Origin of the sequence: Blastococcus carthaginiensis (genome assembly GCF_030731085.1) — a bacterium.
Lineage (GTDB): Bacteria > Actinomycetota > Actinomycetes > Mycobacteriales > Geodermatophilaceae > Blastococcus > Blastococcus carthaginiensis.
In genome coordinates this window covers 62,526-82,032 of record NZ_JASNFN010000024.1, presented here as the reverse complement: position 1 = coordinate 82,032, position 19,507 = coordinate 62,526, and the positions used below count along the sequence as shown (strand labels likewise).

General features: G+C 76.0%; 20 protein-coding genes and 1 riboswitch. Of the genes, 7 read left to right on the top strand and 13 right to left on the bottom strand.

Annotation, left to right across the window (positions count from 1 at the left end; genetic code table 11):
• Window positions 1-97: 97 nt before the first annotated feature.
• Both QOZ88_RS17615 and QOZ88_RS17610 read right to left on the bottom strand, forming a co-directional pair.
• The gene (locus tag QOZ88_RS17615; RefSeq protein WP_306001019.1) at window positions 98-2,311 is read right to left on the bottom strand and encodes a SpoIIE family protein phosphatase; all 2,214 of its coding nucleotides are present in this window, start codon (window positions 2,309-2,311) and stop codon (window positions 98-100) included.
• A 10-nt stretch (window positions 2,312-2,321) separates the two neighbouring features.
• Window positions 2,322-2,684: an STAS domain-containing protein gene (locus QOZ88_RS17610; protein WP_306001018.1), complete on the bottom strand. Its 363-nt coding sequence runs from the start codon at window positions 2,682-2,684 to the stop codon at window positions 2,322-2,324.
• 72 nt (window positions 2,685-2,756) lie between these two features.
• On the opposite strand from QOZ88_RS17610, the gene QOZ88_RS17605 reads away from it, so the two are divergent.
• Window positions 2,757-3,188, top strand: coding sequence for an ATP-binding protein (locus QOZ88_RS17605; protein WP_306001017.1), 432 nt, complete (start codon window positions 2,757-2,759; stop codon window positions 3,186-3,188).
• 19 nt (window positions 3,189-3,207) lie between these two features.
• On the opposite strand, the gene QOZ88_RS17600 is transcribed toward QOZ88_RS17605, so the two are convergent.
• A complete protein-coding gene (locus tag QOZ88_RS17600; protein WP_306001016.1) occupies window positions 3,208-3,747 on the bottom strand; it encodes a hypothetical protein in 540 nt (179 codons plus the stop codon).
• A gap of 126 nt (window positions 3,748-3,873) precedes the next feature.
• Between QOZ88_RS17600 and ilvA the strand changes: the two genes are divergently transcribed.
• Complete coding sequence (gene ilvA, locus QOZ88_RS17595; protein ID WP_306001015.1) at window positions 3,874-5,160, top strand: threonine ammonia-lyase IlvA; 1,287 nt, start codon at window positions 3,874-3,876, stop codon at window positions 5,158-5,160.
• A gap of 119 nt (window positions 5,161-5,279) precedes the next feature.
• Here ilvA and QOZ88_RS17590 read toward each other — a convergent pair whose 3' ends face one another.
• Together QOZ88_RS17590 and QOZ88_RS17585 are read right to left on the bottom strand one after the other, a co-directional pair.
• Window positions 5,280-5,927, bottom strand: coding sequence for a response regulator transcription factor (locus QOZ88_RS17590; protein ID WP_306001014.1), 648 nt, complete (start codon window positions 5,925-5,927; stop codon window positions 5,280-5,282).
• The gene (locus QOZ88_RS17585) at window positions 5,924-7,207 is read right to left on the bottom strand and encodes a sensor histidine kinase (protein ID WP_306001013.1); all 1,284 of its coding nucleotides are present in this window, start codon (window positions 7,205-7,207) and stop codon (window positions 5,924-5,926) included. The genes QOZ88_RS17590 and QOZ88_RS17585 overlap by 4 nt, the downstream gene beginning before the upstream one ends.
• A 162-nt stretch (window positions 7,208-7,369) precedes the next feature.
• Here QOZ88_RS17585 and QOZ88_RS17580 point away from each other — a divergent pair, with 162 nt between their 5' ends.
• Entirely contained in the window at window positions 7,370-8,308 is a 939-nt protein-coding gene (locus tag QOZ88_RS17580) for an ABC transporter ATP-binding protein (protein ID WP_306001012.1), read from the top strand.
• Window positions 8,305-9,099 carry a hypothetical protein gene (locus tag QOZ88_RS17575; protein WP_306001011.1) on the top strand — a complete coding sequence of 265 codons (795 nt, stop codon included), beginning with the start codon at window positions 8,305-8,307 and terminating at the stop codon, window positions 9,097-9,099. The genes QOZ88_RS17580 and QOZ88_RS17575 overlap by 4 nt, the downstream gene beginning before the upstream one ends.
• A gap of 28 nt (window positions 9,100-9,127) precedes the next feature.
• Here QOZ88_RS17575 and QOZ88_RS17570 read toward each other — a convergent pair whose 3' ends face one another.
• From QOZ88_RS17570 to QOZ88_RS17545, 6 genes are all read right to left on the bottom strand, one after another.
• A complete protein-coding gene (locus QOZ88_RS17570; protein ID WP_306001010.1) occupies window positions 9,128-10,084 on the bottom strand; it encodes a D-2-hydroxyacid dehydrogenase family protein in 957 nt (318 codons plus the stop codon).
• 21 nt (window positions 10,085-10,105) lie between these two features.
• The gene (locus tag QOZ88_RS17565) at window positions 10,106-10,327 is read right to left on the bottom strand and encodes a hypothetical protein (RefSeq protein WP_306001009.1); all 222 of its coding nucleotides are present in this window, start codon (window positions 10,325-10,327) and stop codon (window positions 10,106-10,108) included.
• A 30-nt stretch (window positions 10,328-10,357) separates the two neighbouring features.
• Entirely contained in the window at window positions 10,358-10,501 is a 144-nt protein-coding gene (locus QOZ88_RS17560; RefSeq protein ID WP_306001008.1) for a hypothetical protein, read from the bottom strand.
• A gap of 71 nt (window positions 10,502-10,572) precedes the next feature.
• A complete protein-coding gene (locus QOZ88_RS17555; RefSeq protein WP_306001007.1) occupies window positions 10,573-11,292 on the bottom strand; it encodes a hypothetical protein in 720 nt (239 codons plus the stop codon).
• A 14-nt stretch (window positions 11,293-11,306) separates the two neighbouring features.
• The gene (locus QOZ88_RS17550) at window positions 11,307-11,468 is read right to left on the bottom strand and encodes a hypothetical protein (RefSeq protein ID WP_306001006.1); all 162 of its coding nucleotides are present in this window, start codon (window positions 11,466-11,468) and stop codon (window positions 11,307-11,309) included.
• Between the two features lie 97 nt (window positions 11,469-11,565).
• Window positions 11,566-14,733, bottom strand: a complete 3,168-nt coding sequence (locus tag QOZ88_RS17545; RefSeq protein WP_306001005.1) for an acetyl-CoA carboxylase family protein — start codon at window positions 14,731-14,733, stop codon at window positions 11,566-11,568.
• Window positions 14,734-15,192: 459 nt separating this feature from the next.
• Here QOZ88_RS17545 and QOZ88_RS17540 point away from each other — a divergent pair, with 459 nt between their 5' ends.
• Window positions 15,193-15,846 carry a helix-turn-helix domain-containing protein gene (locus QOZ88_RS17540; protein WP_306001004.1) on the top strand — a complete coding sequence of 218 codons (654 nt, stop codon included), beginning with the start codon at window positions 15,193-15,195 and terminating at the stop codon, window positions 15,844-15,846.
• 388 nt (window positions 15,847-16,234) lie between these two features.
• Window positions 16,235-16,392, top strand: a riboswitch (cyclic di-AMP (ydaO/yuaA leader).
• 15 nt (window positions 16,393-16,407) lie between these two features.
• On the top strand, window positions 16,408-16,929 hold the full coding sequence (locus tag QOZ88_RS17535; RefSeq protein WP_306001003.1) for a C40 family peptidase: 522 nt from the start codon (window positions 16,408-16,410) through the stop codon (window positions 16,927-16,929).
• A gap of 106 nt (window positions 16,930-17,035) precedes the next feature.
• On the opposite strand, the gene QOZ88_RS17530 is transcribed toward QOZ88_RS17535, so the two are convergent.
• Together QOZ88_RS17530 and QOZ88_RS17525 are read right to left on the bottom strand one after the other, a co-directional pair.
• Window positions 17,036-17,518 carry a hemerythrin domain-containing protein gene (locus QOZ88_RS17530; RefSeq protein WP_306001002.1) on the bottom strand — a complete coding sequence of 161 codons (483 nt, stop codon included), beginning with the start codon at window positions 17,516-17,518 and terminating at the stop codon, window positions 17,036-17,038.
• Window positions 17,515-18,453 (bottom strand): Rieske 2Fe-2S domain-containing protein, encoded by a 939-nt coding sequence (locus QOZ88_RS17525; protein ID WP_306001001.1) that lies wholly within the window; start codon window positions 18,451-18,453, stop codon window positions 17,515-17,517. Before QOZ88_RS17525 ends, QOZ88_RS17530 begins: the two co-directional genes overlap by 4 nt.
• 102 nt (window positions 18,454-18,555) lie before the next feature.
• Between QOZ88_RS17525 and QOZ88_RS17520 the strand changes: the two genes are divergently transcribed.
• Window positions 18,556-19,458, top strand: coding sequence for an SMP-30/gluconolactonase/LRE family protein (locus QOZ88_RS17520; protein ID WP_306001000.1), 903 nt, complete (start codon window positions 18,556-18,558; stop codon window positions 19,456-19,458).
• The last annotated feature ends 49 nt before the right edge of the window (window positions 19,459-19,507 follow it).

Below are 19,507 nucleotides of genomic sequence, written 5' to 3'. Positions count from 1 at the left end.
GGACGCCGGTCGTCCGCGCGAGGCTAGGGCGCGGGCGCCGGCTCCTCCGCCGCGCCGCACCGCCGCGGGCCGGATCGTGTCGCGGCCGTGACCCGGCTCAGGTGCGCGCCAGGGCCAGCAGCGTCACGTCGTCGGTGCGCGGCGGGTCCAGGGCGGTGAGCACCGCGTCGAGCAGCGCCTGCGGTGCCACCGGGCCGCCGGCGACGGCGGCGCGCAGCTCGTCCAGCCCGGTGCTCAGCCCACCGGGCCCGCGCTCGACGAGCCCGTCGCTCACCAGCAGCAGGCGGTCGTCGCCGGCCAGGGTCAGCCGCGTCTCCCGGTAACCGGCGGCGTCCAGCAGGCCGAGCGCGGGACCCCGCCCCTCGTGCAGGTACCCGGCGCCGCCGCCGGTGGCGTGCAGCACCGGCAGGTGCCCGGCGTTGGCGACGAGCACCTCACCGGTCGCCGGGTCGAGCTCGGCGACGACGGCGGTGGCGAGCTCCCCGGGCAGCAGCGCGCCGATGACCTCGTTGAGCCCGTCGAGCGCGGCGGCCGGGCCGGCCGCACGCAGCAGGTGGGCGCGCAGCGCGTGCCGGAGCTGGGCGGTGATCGCCGCGGCGGCCAGCCCGTGCCCGGCGACGTCCCCCAGCACGACCGATACCCGGCCCCCGGGCAGCGGCACCAGGTCGTACCAGTCACCGCCGACGACGTCGTCCGCGCTGGGCAGGTACCGCGCGGCCAGGTCGACGCCGGGCACCTTCGGCAGCTGCTCCAGCAGGAGCGTCCGCTGCAGCGCGGTGGCCAGGCGGTCGTCCTCCGTCGCCCGGTTCGCGGCGGTCGCGGTGAGCAGAGCGGCCAGGCCGCGGGCCGCCGCCACCTCGTGGTCGAGCCACGGCTGCGACCGTTCCCGCACCGTCTCGCTCCAGGCGTCGAACGACCGGCGCGGGCTCAGCCGCGGCCCGGCGTCGGTCTGCGCGGTCTTGGACGTGTACGGGTTGCCGCCCCAGGTGATCTCGCGCAGCGTCTCCGGCCGGAACCAGGCGAGGTAGTCACCGCGGCCACCGGCCACCTCCTCGACCAGCACGCCGCTGGCGGTGGCGACGAGGCCGGCCGCCGCCGGGACGGCCCGGCTCACCGCGTCGGTGGCGCGGATCCCGGCCGCCAGCAGGTCGCCCACCAGCGGGCCGATCCGCTCGGCCGGGGGCGTCGTCCCGAGGAGGTGCAGCTGGCCGCCGAGCCGCACGGCGGCGCCCGCGGCGGGCAGCAGGTCCAGCGCGGTGACCTCGCCGTCGGTGAGGGCCGCGGCGAGGCCCCGCGGGGTGCGGCCGATGACCGCGGCGAGCTGGGCCTGGCGCTGCGCCACCTCCACGACGCCGCCCTGCTCGCCGGCGTCCACCTTCGTCGGCAGCAGCAGCGAGGCGGTGCGGCCGAGGAACTCCGCGGCGGTGCGGTCGGTGTAGGAGGGCCGGTGCGGACCGGCGTAGTGGTGGCAGGCGATGAGGCCCCACAGCTTCCCGCGGTCGACCAGCGAGACCGACATCGAGGCCCGCACCCCCATGTTGGCCAGGTACTCCAGGTGCACCGGCGAGACGCTGCGCAGCATGGCCCCGGAGAGGTCGAGGGGGCGCCCGCCGACCATCGCGGGCTCCAGCGGCACCGGCCGGTACGTGGCATCGGGGATCAGCCGCATCCAGTTGGTCGCGTACAGCGCCCGCGCCTGGGCGGGGATGTCGCTCGCCGGGAACCAGAGGCCGAGGAAGGGTTCGAGGTCCGCGCGGCAGTCCTCGGCGATGACCTCGCCGTTCCACTCCGCGTCGAAGCGGTACACCATGATCCGGTCGAAGCCGGTCAGCGCGCGCACGTCGCGGGCGAGCACGCCGGACAGCTCGTCGAGCGTGGCGCTGGCCGACAGCCGCTGCAGCACCGTGGGCAGCCGGCGGTGCCAGGCGCTGCCGGCCTCCTCCGCGCCCCGGACCGGCTCCCACTCGGTGACCAGCAGGCCGTCGGCCCGGTGCACCACGAGGTCGACGTCCTCCCCGCCCACGCGCACCCGCAGCGGGTTCAGCTCGGCGAGGTCGCCGGCGAGCCCCGCCCGCAGGCGCTCGGCGTCGGCCGGGTCGAGCAGCTCGTCGATGGCGCGACCGGCGACCGGGCCGCCGAACAGGTCCGCGGCGCCGGCGGAGGCGACGACCACCGCGAGATCGGGCTCGCTGACCGCCAGCAGCGCACCGTGCGGCTGCACCGCACCGGGGACGGCGATCGGCTCGTCGGCGCAGCGGGCCAGCGCCTCCTCGTCGACGGTGGGCGCCTGGCCGGCCGCGGAGCTCGTCACCGCGGCGACGTCACGTGGCGTCGCGGTTGATGGCGGGGCTGGGCACCTCGCCGACGGAGTTCACGATCGGCACCACCGCGCCGAGGTCGAGCAGGTCGATCGGCAGCCGGACGGGACGGTTGCTCCGCGGGGCCACCACGTGCAGCTCCGCGCCTGCGGCGGCGGCCTTGCGGGCGATGGCGATGAGGGTGCGGGAACCCGAGGAGTCGAGGAAGACCGTCGGCGTCAGGTCCACCACGATGCCCGCGGGACCGCTGCTCAGCAGGGCCTCGGCGGCCTCCGTCAGCTGCGGGGCCGTCGCGAGGTCCAGCTCACCCCGTACGGTGAGCGCCGGACGCCCGGCGACCGTCGCACGTTCCACGTCGAAGAGCACCGTTCACCTCCCTCAGCGCGTCGTCCCGGACGTCCGAGGGTAGGCCACCGTGCAGGAGGAGGCTGGACGGCCGTGAACATCGACTTCCACGTGCGCCTGCCGACCGACGCGCACAGCGTGCCGCTGGTGCGCGGTCTGCTGCGGCAGGCGCTGGAGCACCTGACCGTCCCGCAGGCGGTCGTCGACGAGATCGTCCTGGCGCTGACCGAGGCCTGCGCGAACGTCGTCGACCACGCCGCCGACCACGAGGCCTACCAGGTCGACGTCCAGATCGACGACGAGACGTGCCGGATCAGCGTGGTGGACGACGGTGCCGGGTTCGACCCGGCGACCGCCGCGGACGCGCCCACCTCCCCCCTCGACGACCGCGGGCGCGGGCTGGTGCTCATGCGCGCGCTGGTCGACCAGCTGCGGTTCGTGCAGGACGACGACGGCCGGCACCGGGTGACCTTCGAGAAGCGGCTGGTCACCCAGCCGCCCCTGCGGCTGCTCGACCCGCGCTGACCATCCCTCGGCGGACCGGTCAGCCGCGGACCGGGATGCGGTGCGGGGCCACGAGCTCGGCCAGCGCCTGCCCCCACCGGCGGGCGCGGTCCTCCTCGCCGTCGACCAGCGGGCCGGCGACGTCGGCGATCAGGAAGTGCTCGGCGGGCGCGGCCAGGGTGGCGCCCAGCCGGCGGAGCAGCGTCTCCTCCGTCCGCGCCGCGTGGTCCAGCGTGGTGAGCAGCACCGGGAGGTCCGTGCGGGTGTCGAAGGCCGCCGCCTGGGTGCCGCGGGGCAGGCGGACGGCGCCCAGCCACTCGTGCAGGCCGAAGGGAACGTCGGGGATCACCGCCGCGTGGTCCCGGACCGCGCCCTCGCGGGTGGCCGGGCGCGGCATGCCGAACGCGTGCGCCGGCCCGCCGACCACGAGCAGCCGCACGTCGGCGGGCAGCAGCATCGGGGCCTCGCGCGCGCAGGCGACGTCGACCTCCAGCCGGCTGCACAACCCGTGGGCCACGGCCATCGCGACCCGTCTCGCATCGCCGACCACCGATTCGTAGACGACCAGGGCTCCGGCCACCGACCTCACCGCCTCGCGCGCCGCCTCCAAGGGGGGCGCCGACCGTAGGCCCGCGCGCGAGCCCGTGGGGCACATCACGCACCGAACCGTGACCTCCCGCCCCGGCCCGGGGGCGTGTCGTCGACGATGGGCGGTGTGAGCGGTACTCCTCGCGACGACGCGTCGCCCGACGACTTCTCCAGCGCGGTGCGGGAGGCGGGACGCCGGCTCGCCGGGGTGGCCGAGCGGACCCCGCTGCAGCGCAACGCCCGCCTCTCCGGGCTCACCGGCGCCGACGTGTGGCTCAAGCGCGAGGACCTGCAGGTGGGCCGCTCCTACAAGATCCGCGGTGCCTACAACACCATCGCCGGGCTGGACGGCGCCGCACGCGCGGCCGGGGTGGTGTGCGCCAGCGCCGGCAACCACGGGCAGGGGGTGGCCTACGCCTGCCGGGCCCTGCAGGTGCGCGGGCGGGTCTACGTGCCGGGAACGACGCCGCGGCAGAAGCGCGAGCGGATCGCCGCGCTCGGCGGCGACATGGCGACCCTCGTCGTCGTCGGCGACTCCTACGACGAGGCCGCCGCCGCGGCTGCGGCCGACTCCGCCACGACGGGGGCGACGCTGGTGCCGGCCTTCGACGCGCTGAGCACGGTGACCGGGCAGGCGACGGTGGCGGTGGAGGTGCTCGAGCAGCTCGGGTGCGCACCCGACGTCGTCGTCCTGCCGGTGGGCGGCGGCGGGCTGCTGGCCGGGTGCGGCACGTGGCTGCGCCGGCACTCCCCCGGCACCCGGCTGGTCGGCGTGGAGCCGGCGGGCGCGGCGGGCATGGCGGCGGCGCTGGCCGCCGGGAAGCCGGTGGAGCTGCCGGAGATCGACACCTTCGTCGACGGCGCGGCCGTGCGGCGGGTGGGCGCGGTGACGCTCCCCCTGGTGCGCGACTCCGGCGCCGAGCTGCTGACGGTGCCCGAGGGGCAGGTCTGCACCGAGATGCTCGACCTCTACCAGGCCGACGGGATCATCGCCGAGCCCGCGGGCGCGCTGTCCTCGTCGGCGGTCAACGGCGGGCTGGCCGGCGTGGAGCCGGGGCAGACCGTCGTCTGCCTGCTCTCCGGTGGCAACAACGACGTCAGCCGGTACGCCGAGGTGATCGAGCGCTCGCTGGTGCACCGCGGGCTGAAGCACTACTTCCTGGTGGAGTTCCCGCAGGAGCCCGGTGCGCTGCGCCGCTTCCTCGACGAGGTGCTCGGCCCCGACGACGACATCGTGCTGTTCGAGTACGTGAAGCGGGACAACCGGGAGACCGGCGCGGCGCTCACCGGCATCGAGCTGGGCAGCGCCGACGGGCTGCCCGCGCTGCTGGCGCGGTGCGAGGCCAGCCCGCTGCGCATCCAGCTCGTGGCCCCGGGGACGACGGCCTACCGCTTCCTCGTCTGAGCACCTCCTCGACTCCGCTGCCGACGGGCGGGTCAAGCCGGCCCGCCGGACGTCGAGCCGCGTCACGGCGCGGCTGGACGTCCGGTGGAGCGGCTCGACCCCCGCGAAACGGCGTGCACTCAGGCGGTCATGAAGCCGCTCTCGTAGGCGGCGATGACCGCCTGGGTGCGGTCCCGGGCGCGCAGCTTGAGCAGCACGCTGCTGACGTGGGTCTTCACCGTCTCACGGCTGAGGAACAGCTCGGTGGCGATCTCCGCGTTGGACAGCCCGCCGGCCACCAGCCGCAGGACGTCGGCCTCCCGCCCGGTCAGCTCGGGCAGCGCGGCGTCCCCCCGGGCACGGGACGGCGCGTGCGAGGCGATCAGCCGCCGGGTGAGGTCGGGCAGCACCAGCGAGGTGCCGCGCGCCACCACCCGGATCGCGTCGACGAGCTCGTCGGGGTCGGCGCGCTTGAGCGCGAACCCGCTGGCCCCGGCCTGCAGCGAGCGGAACAGGTAGTCATCGTCCTCGAAGGTGGTCAGCACCAGCACGCGCGGGCGCTGCGGATCGCGCGCGACCAGCTCGCGGGTGGCGGCGATGCCGTCGATGTCGGGCATCCGCACGTCCATGAGCACGACGTCGGGATCGGTGCGCGCCGCCACGTCGAGGGCTTCCCGCCCGGTGCCGGCGTCGCCCACGACGGTGAGGTCGGGTTCGCTCTCGAGGATCACCCGCAGGCCCGAGCGGACGAGCACGTCGTCGTCCACGAGGAGCAGCCGCAGGGTCATGCGGCCCCCGCCAGCGGCAGCGTGGCGCACAGCTCGAAGCCGCCGGTGGGGGTCGGCTCGGCGCGCAGCGTGCCGCCGGCCGCCGCGGCCCGCTCGCGCAGGCCGGCCAGCCCCCGGCCGCCCCCGGGCCCCGGCCGGCTGTCCAGCTGCGAGGCCCGCTCGTTGACCACCCGGATGTCGAGGGTGTCGCCGCTGCGCACCACCTGCGCGACGGTCAGCGGGCACCCGGCGTGCCGCAGCACGTTCGTCGTCCCCTCCTGCACCACCCGGTAGGCGAGCTCCTGCACGCCCGGCGGCACGTCGTCGACCTCGCCGTCGATCACGAGGGCGACCGGCAGGCCGCCGTCGCGCAGGCCGGCGAGCAGGTCGTCGAGGTCGGCCAGGGACGGCGCGGCGAACGCCGGGCCCTCGGACGGGCCGTCCCCGTCACGCAGCACGGTGAGCACCCGGTCGAGCTCGGCGAGCGCGGCCCGGGTGTTGGTCTCGATGTGGCCGAGCGCCTGGCGGGCGAAGTCGGGCTGCACCGGGCGGCCGTCGGCGGGGGTGAGCGTGCGGCGGGCGGCCGTGGCCTGCAGCAGGCTGGCGGTCAGCGAGTGCCCGATGGTGTCGTGCAGGTCGCGGGCCAGCTTGTTGCGGTCGGCGAGGCGGCGGCTGCTCTGCTGGAGCGCGGCGATCTGCTGCTCGGCCCCGGCGCCGAGCAGGCGCGGTGCGACCGAGGCGGCCAGCCGGACGACCAGGTCCAGCACCACGAGGGTGACGACGACGTCGAGGGCGGCGAGCGCCAGCAGCGGCAGCGCGTTGACCAGGTTCCAGCCGACCTCGTCGAGGAGCCCGACGAGGACGGCCGTGCCGAAGAACGCGGTGGCGATCGTGGCCACCCCCAGGAGCACCCGCACCCCCACCCAGCCGAGCGCCCGCCAGGTACCCGCGGAGAGGACCAGCCGGCGCAGGCGGGTCAGGACGCCCGGCAGCCGGCGCACCCGCTCGCCGTCGGGGATGTCGACGGCCAGCAGCGTCCGGGCCAGCCGTCGGTCCAGGCCGGCGAACCCGCGGACGCTGGCCAGCACGAGCAGGATCAGCAGCACCCCGATGCCGTAGACCACCGCGACCACGGCGCCCACCAGGGCGGCGTAGATCGCCAGGCACAGCGCGCCGATCGGCACGGCCGCCAGCGCGTAGAGGACCCGCCCCGGCCAACCGGGGCCGGCCGCGGTGACGACCACCGCGCGCAGCCGGGCGGCGATCTCGGCGGCGGTGCGCGGGAAGGTCGAGGGAGGCACGGCCCGATCCTCGCCGACCGGCGCGCCCGGCGGTTCCCCCGCGCGGGCGCTCCGGTCCTCCCCCGCGCGGGGGACCCAGGTCGGCGCCGTGGGGTGATCCGCGCGGTCCCTCTCGCGGGACAGGCTGCCGGTCATGACCAGATCCTTCTCCAGGAGCCCGGCGTGATCGAGGTGCGCGGGCTGACCAAGACCTACGGTGCCGTCCGCGCCGTCGACGACCTCACCTTCGACGTCCGCCCCGGTGCGGTGACCGGCTTCCTCGGCCCCAACGGTGCGGGCAAGTCCACCACGATGCGCATGGTCCTCGGCCTGGACCGGCCGACCTCGGGCTCGGCGCTCGTCGGCGGACGGCCGTTCCCCCGGCTCGGCGAGCCCCTGCGGGCGGCCGGCGCGCTGCTCGACGCCCAGGCGGTGCACCCGGGCCGCAGCGGCCGCGACCACCTGCGGGTGGCCGCCCGGACGCAGGGCCTCCCCCTGCGCCGGGTCGACGAGGTGATCGAGCAGGTGGGGCTCGGCCCCGCGGCCCGACGGCGGGTGAAGGGCTACTCGCTGGGCATGCGGCAGCGCCTCGGCATCGCCGGTGCGCTGCTCGGCGACCCCGCCGTCCTGCTGTTCGACGAGCCGATGAACGGGCTGGACCTCGACGGGGTGCGGTGGGTCCGCCGGCTGGTGCGGGACCTGGCCGGCGAGGGCCGCACGGTGCTGCTGTCGAGCCACCTGATGAGCGAGATGGAGCAGACCGCCGACCACCTGGTCATCATCGGCCGCGGGCGGTTGATCGCCGACGCGCCGATCGCCGAGGTCATGCGCGGGGAGCACGCCGGCCGGAAGGTGGTCGTGCGGACGCCGTCGACCGACGACCTCGCGGGCGCGCTGCTGCGGCGCGGTCTGCGGGTGCACCCCACCGGCGACGGCGACCTCCTCGTCGAGGGCGCCTCCGCCGAGACGGTGGGGGACGTCGCGCTGGAGACGGGCGTGGCCGTGCACCGGCTGGCCGAGCAGCAGCACTCCCTGGAGGAGATCTACCTCGACCTCACCGGGGACAGCGTCCAGTACCGGGTGGCGGGCGCCCCCGAGCCGGCCGGGCAGGTGCGGGCATGACCGCCGCGACCGCCCGGGTGGCCGAGCCGGGCACCGCGACCGTCCTCGCCCGGGCCGCGATCGCCGAGTGGTTGCGGCTGCGCACCGTGCGGACGACGTGGTGGTGCCTGCTCGCGGCCGCGGTGGCGACCGTCGGCATCGGGACCCTCTCCGCCCTGGACGAGGCGGAGGACGAGGCGGAGATGGCCAACGCCTCCGGGACGACGGTGGCCGCGACGGTCGCCGGCGAGTACGGCACGCTGGTCGGCCAGTTCGCGCTGCTGGTGCTCGTGCTGCTCGCGGTCACCTCCGAGTACGGCAGCGGGGCGATCGCGCCGACCCTGCAGTGGACCCCGCGCCGGGGCGTGCTGCTCGCCGCGCGGGTGGCCGTGCCGGTCGCCGTCGCCACCGCGGCCGCGGTGCTGCTCGCCCTCGCCGCCGACGTCCTCGCGAAGCTGCTCGCGCCGGACCTGGTGCTCTCCTCCGGGGAGCTGGCCGGGAGCCTCGGCAGGATCGCCGGCGTGCTCCTCGCCGCCGGGGTGCTGACCGCCGGCCTCGGCTTCCTCCTGCGCAGCACGGCCGGCGCGCTGGCGGCGGTGTTCCTGCTGCTGCTCGTGCTGCCGGTGCTGCTGCCCGCCTTCGGCGCGTGGGCGGCCGACGTCGGCGAGCTGCTGCCGGGCTCGGGGGCGGTCTGGACCCTGCTCGGCGAGCCGGACATGACCGCGGGGCAGGCCACGGCGCTGCTCGCCGGCTGGGCCGCGGCGGCCCTGGCCGCCGGTGGGTGGTCGCTGCTGCGCCGGGACGCCGGGTGACGTGGCTGCCCGGAGGGCGGTGAGCCGGCTACGCGGGCTCGATCACCCGGACCGGGTTCCCCGCCATCCAGGCCGCGACGTCCTCCACCGACTCGCGGTAGAAGACCTCGTAGGTGCCGCGGGTGACGTAGCCCAGGTGCGGGGTGAGCACCGCCCGGCGCAGCTCGCGGAGCGGGTGGTCTGGCGGCAGCGGCTCGGCGTCGTAGACGTCGAGGCCGGCGCCGGCGATCGCTCCGCGGCGCAGCACGTCGACCAGCGCGGCCTCGTCGACGATCGGGCCGCGGCTGGTGTTCACCAGCACCGCGGTGTGCTTCATCAGCGCGAGGTCGTCGGCGCCGATCAGCCCGCGGGTGCGCTTGGACAGCAGCAGGTGCACGGTGACGACGTCGGAGGTCGCGAACAGCTCGTCACGCTCGACCCGGCGCACCCCGACCTCGGCGGCGCGCTCGTCGGTGAGGTTCTGGCTCCACGCGACGACGTCCATGCCGAACGCCTGCCCGACGCGGGCCACCTGCGCGCCGATCCGGCCGAGACCGATGACGCCGAGCCGAGCGCCGTGCAGGTCGCCGCCGATCGTGGTCTGCCACCCCCCGGCGCGCATCGACGCGTCCTCCTGCGGCAGGTGGCGGAGGCTGGCCAGCGCCAGCGCCCAGGTGAGCTCCACGGTGGAGGTGGCCGAGGAGGCGGTGCCGCAGACGGTGATGCCGAGCTCGGCGGCGGCGGCGACGTCGATGGACTTGTTGCGCATGCCCGTGGTCACGAGCAGCCGCAGGTCGGGCAGCCGCTCGAGCACGCCGCGGTCGAACCGGCTGCGCTCCCGCATGGCCAGGACGACGTCGAAGCCGCGCAGCCGGACGACGAGCGCGTCCGGGCCCGCGGCGGTGTCGTGGAACTCGACGACCTCCACGGGCCCGGGCAGCAGCGACCAGTCGCAGTACTCGGCGGCGGCGGACTGGTGGTCGTCCAGGACGGCGATGCGGTGCACGTCCGAAGGTCTACCGGATGCTCAGCCCTGCGGCCCGGTGGCGTCGGCCATGCCGCCCGGCTCGTCGCCGTCGGCCGGCCTACGCGTGACGTCGTCGGACATCTCGCCCTGCGCCGCCCGCGGCGACTGCTCCGGCGCGGCGCCGACCTCGTCGTGCTCCGGGGTCTCGCCGGGCAGCCCCTGCTCGGCGGACTTGTCGTTCGTGCCGCCGTACGGGCGGCCGGTCATGGATCCCTCGGTCATCGCTGATCCTCTCCGCTGTGCTCGGGCAGGTCAGCGCGGCTTGGTGCCGCTGCCCTTGCCCTTGCCCTTGTCGGTGAAGCTGGAGATCGCGTCCTTGATCTTGCGCTGGTTCTGCGGCTTGCGGGCCTCGTCCACGACCTTCTTGGCCATGCCACCCTTGACGAGCTTGCTCATGATTCCCATGCGGGGGTGGGTGCCCGTTCCCGGGGCGTCCATGCGTCCGGGGCCGAGCTGTCACGGCGGCGTCATCGCGCGGGCCGCACACCGTCGTCGGCGTCCGCGCCCGCGCCGGGGTCGCGGGCGAGCAGGTAGGTGGCCACGCCGAGGACGACCCCGGCGACCGCGGAGAGGACGACGATCGCCGGGGTGCCGACGTCGCCCAGCACGGCGGTGAGCAGGTCGCGCGAGCGGGAGGTCGGGTCGGCGAGGACCACCCCGACAAAGACGGCGACCAGCACCCCGGCCCCCGCGGCGGCGACGTGCGCGAGCCGCCCGCTGAAGCCCATCCGGTCGCTGACGCTGCGGGCGGCCTTGACGATGCGGCCGGCGCGCAGGATGCGCAGCGCGCCGACGGTGCGCACCAGCCGGAGGATCTGCACCGGGCCGAGGGCGAAGACGACGGCGACGACCACCGCGGCGGTGAGCGCGAGCAGGCCGAGGTGACCGCGGATCCAGGCGCGCTTGTTCTCGGCGACGACCAGCAGGATGACGGTCTCGGCGACGAGGACCAGACCGCTGACCAGGTCGACGACGTGCCCGGCGGTGCCCAGCGTGCCCTCGGCGACGGTGAGGAACATGGCCGGGACCGAGGCCAGCGCCGCCACGAGGACCGGCAGGGCGAGCCGTTCCTGCCAGCGCTCCTCGCGGGTCCTCCCCGGGGCCCCGTGGGCGGACCCCGCAACGGGAGCGACCCCCGTCCGCGAGGCGGTCGCCTCGGGATCGGGGGTCGCTCCGCGGCTCCGCACGGTGCGGGGCCAGGTCAGCGGACGGCGCCGCGACCCTTGCCGCTGCCGCCACCACCGCTCTTGTTCTGGAAGTCCGCGATGAACTTCTTGATCTTCGCCTGGTTCTCCGGCTTCTTGGCCTCCTGGAAGACCTTGGCCGCCACCCCGGACGCGATCAGCTTCCGCATCATTCCCATGTCGTGCCTCCTCGTCGTCGCACCGGCTGCCGCCGGCGCAGTGCTCGTCGTCCTCCGTGCCCCGCCGCGCAGTTCGCCAACCACACGACCGGGTGGTTCACCAGGTGTCGACGTGCGGGCGCACCCGCCCCGCCGGCCGCGGCGTGGCCGCCACCTCGCGGGTCAGCGTAGCGATCCAGCGGCGCGTGTCGGCCGGGTCGATCACGTCGTCGATCTCCCAGTGCGCGGCGACGTTGAGCCCGCGGCCCTTCTCGTAGGCGGCGGCGACCGCGGCGTCGTAGGCCGCCGCCCGCTCGGCGTCGTCCTCGATGGCCGCGAGCTCCCGGCGCATGCCGAGGCGCACCGCGCCCTCCAGCCCCATCGGCCCGAACTCGCTGGTGGGCCAGCCGACGGTGAACCGCGGCACCTTGGTGCTGCCGCCGGCCATGGCCTGGGCGCCGAGCCCGTAGGCCTTGCGGACGACGACCGTGCCGATCGGCACCGACAGGTTGGCGCCGGTGACGAACAGCCGGGAGAAGTGGCGCACCGTCGCGGTCTTCTCCGACTCGGGGCCGACCATGAAGCCCGGGGTGTCGCAGAGCGAGAGCACCGGCAGGCCGTGGGCGTCGCAGAGCTGGAGGAAGCGCGCGGCCTTGTCGGCGGCGTCGGCGTCGATGGCGCCGCCGAGATGGGTGGGCACGTTGGCGATCACGCCGAGCGGCGCACCCTCCACCCGGGCGAGGGCGGTGACCATGCCGGCGCCCCAGCCGTCGCGGAGCTCGAGCACGCTGCCCTCGTCCGCGAGCGCGTGCAGGACGGCACGCACGTCGTACACCCGCTTGCGGTTCTCCGGCACTAGGTGGCGCAGCAGCCGCTGGTCGGGTGCGGTCCAGTCCGCGACCGGCCCCTGGAAGTAGGAGAGGTACCGCCGGGCCGCGGCGACGGCGGCCGCGTCGTCGGCGACCCGGACGTCGACGACCCCGTTGGCGTGCTGCACGTCGATCGGCCCGATCTCCTCGGCAGCGACGACGCCGAGCCCGCCGCCCTCGATCATCGCCGGGCCGCCCATGCCGATGTTCGCGTCCTCGGTGGCGATGACGACGTCGCAGGTGCCCAGCAGGGCGGCGTTGCCGGCGAAGCAGCGGCCGCTGGCGATGCCGACGGTGGGCACCAGGCCCGAGAGCCGGCCGAAGAGGGAGAAGGCGGCGGTGTCGAGCGCGGAGACGACGGGGTGGTCGACGTCGCCGGGCCGCCCACCCCCGCCCTCGGCGAAGAGGACGACGGGCAGCCGCCGCTTCTCGGCGAGCTCGAACAGCCGGTCCTTCTTCAGGTGCCCGCGCATGCCCTGGGTGCCGGCGAGCACGGTGTAGTCGTAGGAGACGACGACGGCCGGGTCGCCGTCGATGTCGGCCAGCCCGCCGACGACGCCGTCGGCCGGGGTCCGCTCCTGCAGCTCCTCGCGGCTGCGGCGGCGCTCCTGCGCGGCGAAGACCAGCGGCCCGTACTCCAGGAAGCTGCCCTCGTCGACGAGGTCGGCCAGGTTCTCCCGCGCGGAGCGCCGGCCCTGCGCGTGCCTCCTGGCGACCGCGTCGGTGCGGTGCTCGTCGAGGCCGATCTCGTGGCGGCGGCGCACCTCAGCGAGGTCCGGGCGGTCGGCGTCGGGGTCGATCGCGGCGATGTCGGCCGCGGCGTCCCCGTCGGCGTGCGCGACGTCGGCCAGCAGCTGGCCCTGGCGCACGGTCTCGCCGATCCGCACCGCGATGCGCCGCACGGTGCCGCCGGCGGGCAGCGCGACGACGTGCTCCATCTTCATCGCCTCGAGGACGACGACCGCTGCACCGGGATCGAGCGTCGCGCCGTCGGCCGCCTCGATCGCGACGACGGTGCCGGGCACCGGTGCACGCAGCCCTTCACCTGTTTCCGCCGCGGGCGCCTCGTCGCCCACCAGCTCCGGGAGGTGGTCCTCGACGAAGGTGGTCGTGGCCTCGGCGACCCCGGGGTGCGCGAGCAGGGCGCGGAGGAAGTCGGTGCTGGTCGGGACGCCGTCGACCCGGACCTCACCGAGCGCCCGGTGCAGGTGGCGCAGGGCGTCGGCGAGCGAGCCGGCGCGCTCGTGCACGACCACCTTGGCCAGCAGCGGGTCGTAGCGGGGGCTCTGCTCGGCGCCCGGGCGGGCGGCGGTGTCGACGCGCACGCCCGGGCCGCCGGGCAGCGCGAGGGCGGTGATCGTGCCGGCCGAGGGGACGGCGCCGTCGGCGGTGACCGTCTCCGCGACGACCCGGGCCTGGACGGCGGTGCCGACCGGCCGCGGCGCGCCGTCGGCCAGCCCGAGGTCGGGAAGGGTGGCGCCGGCGGCGACCCGCAGCTGCAGCCGCACGAGGTCCAGCCCGAGCGTCTCCTCGGTGACGGTGTGCTCGACCTGCAGGCGCGGGTTGCACTCCAGGAAGACGAACGCGGCGGGGTCGTCCGCGGGGACGAGGAACTCCACGGTCGCCAGGCCCCGGAAGGCGCTGCCGACGACGGCGCGCGCCGCTCGGGCGAGCTCGGCGCGGACGCCGTCGGGGAGCCGGGGCGCGGGGGCGATCTCCACGACCTTCTGCCGGTTGCGCTGCAGCGAGCAGTCGCGGTCCCCGAGCGCGACGACACTCCCCCGGCCGTCCCCGAGGAGCTGCACCTCGATGTGGCGCGCCCGCTCGACCAGCTCCTCGGCGAGCACCTCGCCGCTGCCGAAAGCGACACGTGCCTCGCGCTGCACCGCGTCGAGCGCGGCGGCGACGTCGTCCCTCCGGCGCAGCTCCCGAGTCGCCCGCCCGCCGCCGCCGAACCGGGCCTTGAGCATGACGGCGCCGACCTCGTCGAGGAGTGCCGCGACCGCGGCCGCGTCCCCGTCGGCCGCGCGCGGTACGGGCACGCCGGCCTCGGCGGCCCGGCTGCGGGTCAGCGCCTTGTCGCCGAGGACGGCCAGGTCCTCGGCGTCCGGCCCGACGACGGTGAGGCCGGCCTCCGCGCAGGCACGGGTCAGATCGGGGGTCTCGGAGAGGAAGCCGTAGCCGGGGTGGACGAGGTCGCAGCCGGTGGCGAGCGCGGCCTGCACGATCGCGGCGGCGTCGAGGTAGGCGGCCGGTCCGCTGCCGGGGAGGAGGTGCGCCTCGTCAGCGGCGGCGAGGTGGGGTGCGTCGGGCTCGTCGGCGGCGGCGACGCCGACCGAGGTCCAGCCCTCGGCAGCGGCGGCGCGGACGATGCGGACGGCGATCTCGCCGCGGTTGGCGATCAGCAGACGGGCCACCCGGCGATGCTGCCATGTGCCCCGGACCCCGTTGTGGTGCCGGCCACCGTCGGCCGCGCCCTCCCGCGAAACCGCCGCGGGTCCCGCCGCATTCGTACCCCTCGGCCCGGCGCCGTCGGAGGCGCGGCGGCTGCCCGGGCCGGACGGGGAGAGGTTCCTCGAAGACAGTCACGCTCTGCCCCGCCGCAGTGGGCAGACAGCCAGCGCGCCACCGCCACACTCCTTCCGGGCACAGTCACCCTCCGCCCCGCCGCAGTGGGCAGACAGCCAGCGCGCCACCGCCACACTCCTTCCGGGCACAGTCACCCTCCGCCCCGCCGCAGTGGGCAGAGATCTAGCTGCGTCCGGCGCCCTCCCGGCCCAGTACCCCTCTGCCCCGCGGGTGTGGGCAGAGCGTGACTATCCACAGAAGGGCACATGGGGTCGCACCTGGCCGGGCCCGGTGGACAGGCTCGGCGGGTGCCCGACGACCGTGTGCCAACGGAGTTCGACCTGTGCGGTCTGCTGCGGCGGATCCGCCGCCGGGCCGATCTGTCCCAACGGGAAATGGCGGCCCGGCTGGGCGTCTCGAAGTCCGCCGTGGCCGCCATGGAGGCAGGGACCCGCGGCGTTGACGCCCGGTTGCTCGCCGCCGCGGCGGACCTCGCCGGTCTCCGGCTCGTCCTGCTCGACGATGCGGGTCGCCCGGTCGAAGGCATGGCCGCGGGCGCCGTCCGCGACAGGGCCGGTCGGCGGTTCCCCGCCCATCTCGACACGATGCTCAGCGAGGAACGCGCATGGCGGTGGGAGCACCAGCCCGGGCGACCGCGACCGACGTACACCTTCGACCGGCGAAGCCCGTGGGAGGACGCCGCCGACCGCACCCGCGATCGCCCGGACGACCACCTCCTCCCCCAGCCCGGCGATGCCCCGGAGGAGCGCGCCGCGGCCCGGCGGGCGGGCGCCGCGCGACGGCGGCAGGAGGAGCTGCAGCGGCGCTTCGAGGCCGGGGCTTTCCGGCACATCGACGACGGCTGGACGTGCGCGTGCCCGCCGGAGTGCGACGAGCTGGACGACCGGAGCGGCCGGCCGGTGCACGCCGAAGACTGCCCGTGCCGCTGCGACGTCGGCTGACCGCTGCGACGTCGGCTGACCGGTGCGACGGGGGCTGACGTCGCGACCCGGCCGACGTCGACCGACCGCTACGACGCGGCGGACGCTGCGACGGTCGCTGGCCCGCGGCTACGGAGGCCCGATGGGTCGAGCACGCAGCGTTGAGCCACACCGCCGTCCGGAGAAGTACACGGCCGACAGCGGTCCGTCACCGGACCCCGACGCAGGCCTCCGGCCGCCGGCGCAACCCCGGTGGTCGGCTCGCGAGTCGCGGTCGGCGGCGACGAGCCGGGCAGCACCGAGGAGCGCCGACGGGCGGCGTGTCGGTCGCGTTGTGACCTATCCGTGACCGACCTAGCGTTCCCCGCGGTCCGGCCGGGACCCGCCGTCACCACCCCCGGTGACACCCGGACGGACACCGCCGAACCGTGCACCGGCACAAGCCGTCGCGCGGACCGGGGACCCACCGAAGTTCTGGGGTGAAGCGCCACCGGCCAGTCCGGGGCGCCGGGCGCGTTCCCCGCCCGAACCCGTCAGCTCACCCGGTAGGCGGTTGTCGGAGAACAGGAGAAACCGTCGTCCATGACGACCACTCGCACGTCCACCACCCGTCGTTCCGCCCGCGGGGCGGCGCTCGCCCTGCTCACCGGTGCAGGCATCGCCCTCACCCCGTTCGCCGCCACCGCCTCGACCGGTGACGCCGGGGGCGGCGGCACGGGGCCCGTCGTCACCAGCACCGTTGTCGCCCCGAACCACGCCGCGCAGGTCGCCGTCGACACGGCCCTGGCGCAGCAGGGCAAGCCCTACGTCTGGGGCGGCACCGGCCCGGGCGGCTACGACTGCTCCGGCCTGACCTGGTCGGCCTACCAGGCGGCGGGCGTCGAGATCCCGCGGACCTCGCGGGCCCAGTCGACGGCCGGGGTCTACGTCGACCGCGCCAACCTGCAGCCCGGCGACCTGATCTTCTTCTACGACCCGGTCGGCCACGTCGGCATGTACATCGGCGACGGCCTGATGGTGCACTCCTCGACCTACGGCAACCCGGTCGCGGTCGTGCCGGTGGATTCGATGTGGGGCTACAACACGGCGCGTCGCGTCGTCTGACCGGCTCCGGTTCCCCGGCCGTGCGCGCCCGGCCGGGGAACGGCGGCACGGCCGGGGACGGCGGCGCGGCCGAGGACGGCGGCGCGGCGGGGAGACCGCCGCGCGGCTACGCGTGGCGCAGCGTCGCCCGCTTCAGCCGCACGATCAGCCGCATCCCGCCGGAGTCCTCGAGCTCCCGCTTCCGGGCGCGCAGCTGCTCGCCGAGCTGTTCGAGGCGCTCCTCCCCCAGGGCGTGCGACTGGGGGAACATCCGCTGCTCCTCCTCCATCGTGTGGTGGCGCACCGTCTTCTCCAGCATGCGGACCTCGGTGGTGAACTCCGGGTCGGTGACGTCCAGGCGCATCACGGTGGCGACCTGGTCGTCGATCTGCCGGTGCTCGGCGTGCGCGAGCGCCAGCAGCGGCGAGACGTCGGGGACCGCGGGGTAGAACAGCTCGTCCTCGATCTGGGCGTGGATCTCGATCTCGCGCAGGAACCGGTCGCGCAGCTCCTCGCGCCGGCCGGTCTGGTCGTCGGTGGTCTCCGCCAGCTCGCGGAGCAGCCCGCGCAGCACGTCGTGGTGTGCGATCAGGACCTCGTCGGCCTTCACCGGGCCGCCTCCGCCCCCGTGGTGATCGCCGTCGGGGGGCGCCGGCGGGCCCGCCGCCGCACCTCGACCGCGCCGTCGCGGACCCGGGTGTCGTAGCAGGGCAGCGGCGCCGTGGCCGGCCCCTGCGCCGGCTCCCCGGTACCGACGTCGAACCGCGACCCGTGCCACGGGCAGACCAGCTCGTCGCGGTGCAGCCAGCCCTCCGCCAACGGGCCGCCCAGGTGCGGGCAGCGACCGCCGAGCGCCCGCACCTCCTCGTCGGTGCGGACCAGCACGACCGGCACCCCGTCGGCGGTGACCTCGACCGGCTCGCGGTCGGGGAGGTCGGCGAGGCGGGCCACCGGGGTGAAGACCCGCGGCGACCGGCCGGCCGCGGAGTGGTCGACGCCCAGCCGGTGGCGGTAGGAGAGCACGCCGCCCAGGTAGCCGCTGGCGAGCACGAGGGCGTACCCGGCGGCGGCGGTCACCCGCGCCCGTGCGGCGCGCCCGCGGCCCCGGTCGGCGAACGACCACGTGTAGAGCGCCAGCGCGGCGCTGTTGAGCGCGCCGTGCACCATCCCGACCCGGCGGGCCTCGTCGTGGGCGTGCTGCCAGTCGGTCATCCCGGTCGCGGCCGAGCCAACCGCGCCGGCGATCCCCAGACCGACGACCGCGCGGGCCGCCTGCCCGGCACCCGGACCGCCGCGGCCGGTGGCGTCGAGGCCGTCGAGCAGGGCGGCCGCACTCCACGAGCCGATCGGTACCGCGACGAGGACCGGGTGCAGCGGGTGCCCGAGCCAGACACCGTGCAGCAGGTCCTGCAGCGGGCGGGCGTACCGGCCGGCCAGCAGGAAGGTCAGCGAGACCCCGTGCTCGACCTGGTAGCCCGGCGCGTCGAGCACCTGCCACGCCTCGACGCGGTCCACCGCGCGCTCGAGGAGGTCCCGGACGCTCACCGGTGCGCGTCTTCCGTCGCCATGGCCTACCCCCTGCCCAGGCCTCCGGAGGTGGAAACCGCAGGTGGTCGACGGGTCCGGATGGTCGTAGCGTCCGGCGGCATGGCTGATCGAGCGTTCCGGACGATGCTGGAGGGCGGTTCCTACTTCGAGGCGCCGCGGTGGCGCGACGGGCAGTGGTGGGTGTCGGACTTCTACCGGCACACGGTGAGCCGGGTGGCGGCCGCGGGCGGCCCGGAGACCGTCGTCCTGGAGGTGGAGAACCAGCCCTCGGGGCTGGGCTGGCTGCCCGACGGCTCGCTGCTGGTGGTCTCCATGAAGGACCAGCGGCTGCTGCGGCTCACCGACGGCGAGGTGTCCACCCACGCCGACCTGTCCGCGGTCTGCGGCGGACACCTCAACGACATGGTGGTCGACGCCGCCGGCCGGGCCTACGTCGGCGACTTCGGCTTCGACCTCATGGGCGGCGGCGCACCGGCCCCGGCGTCGCTCAAGCGGGTCGACCCCGATGGCACGGTCACCGTCGTCGCCGAGGGGCTGCGCTTCCCGAACGGCTCGGTGATCACCCCGGACGGCGGCACGCTGCTGGTCGGCGAGACCTGGGGCAACCGCTTCTCGGCCTTCGACATCGCCGCCGACGGCTCGCTGGGTCCACGACGCACGTGGGCCGAGTTCGGTCCCGAGCCGGTGGGCGGTTCGGTCGAGGAGCTGCTCGGCCAGGTCGTCGTCGTCCCGGACGGGTGCACCCTCGACGCCGAGGGGCACGTGTGGGTCGCCGACGGCTTCGGCTCGCGGGTGCTGCGGGTCGCACCCGGCGGGCGGGTGGTCGAGGAGATCGCCGCGCCGGACGGCCTGGGCACCTACGCCTGCGCGCTCGGTGGCGACGACGGCCGCACGCTGCTGCTGTGCTGCGCGCCCGACTTCTACGAGCACACGCGGGCGCCGGCGCGCGAGGCGGTGCTGGTGGCCACGGAGGTCGCCGTCCCGCACGCCGGGCTGCCCTGACCCCACCCCGGCAGACCGCGAGGGCGGCCGGGGAGATCCCCGACCGCCC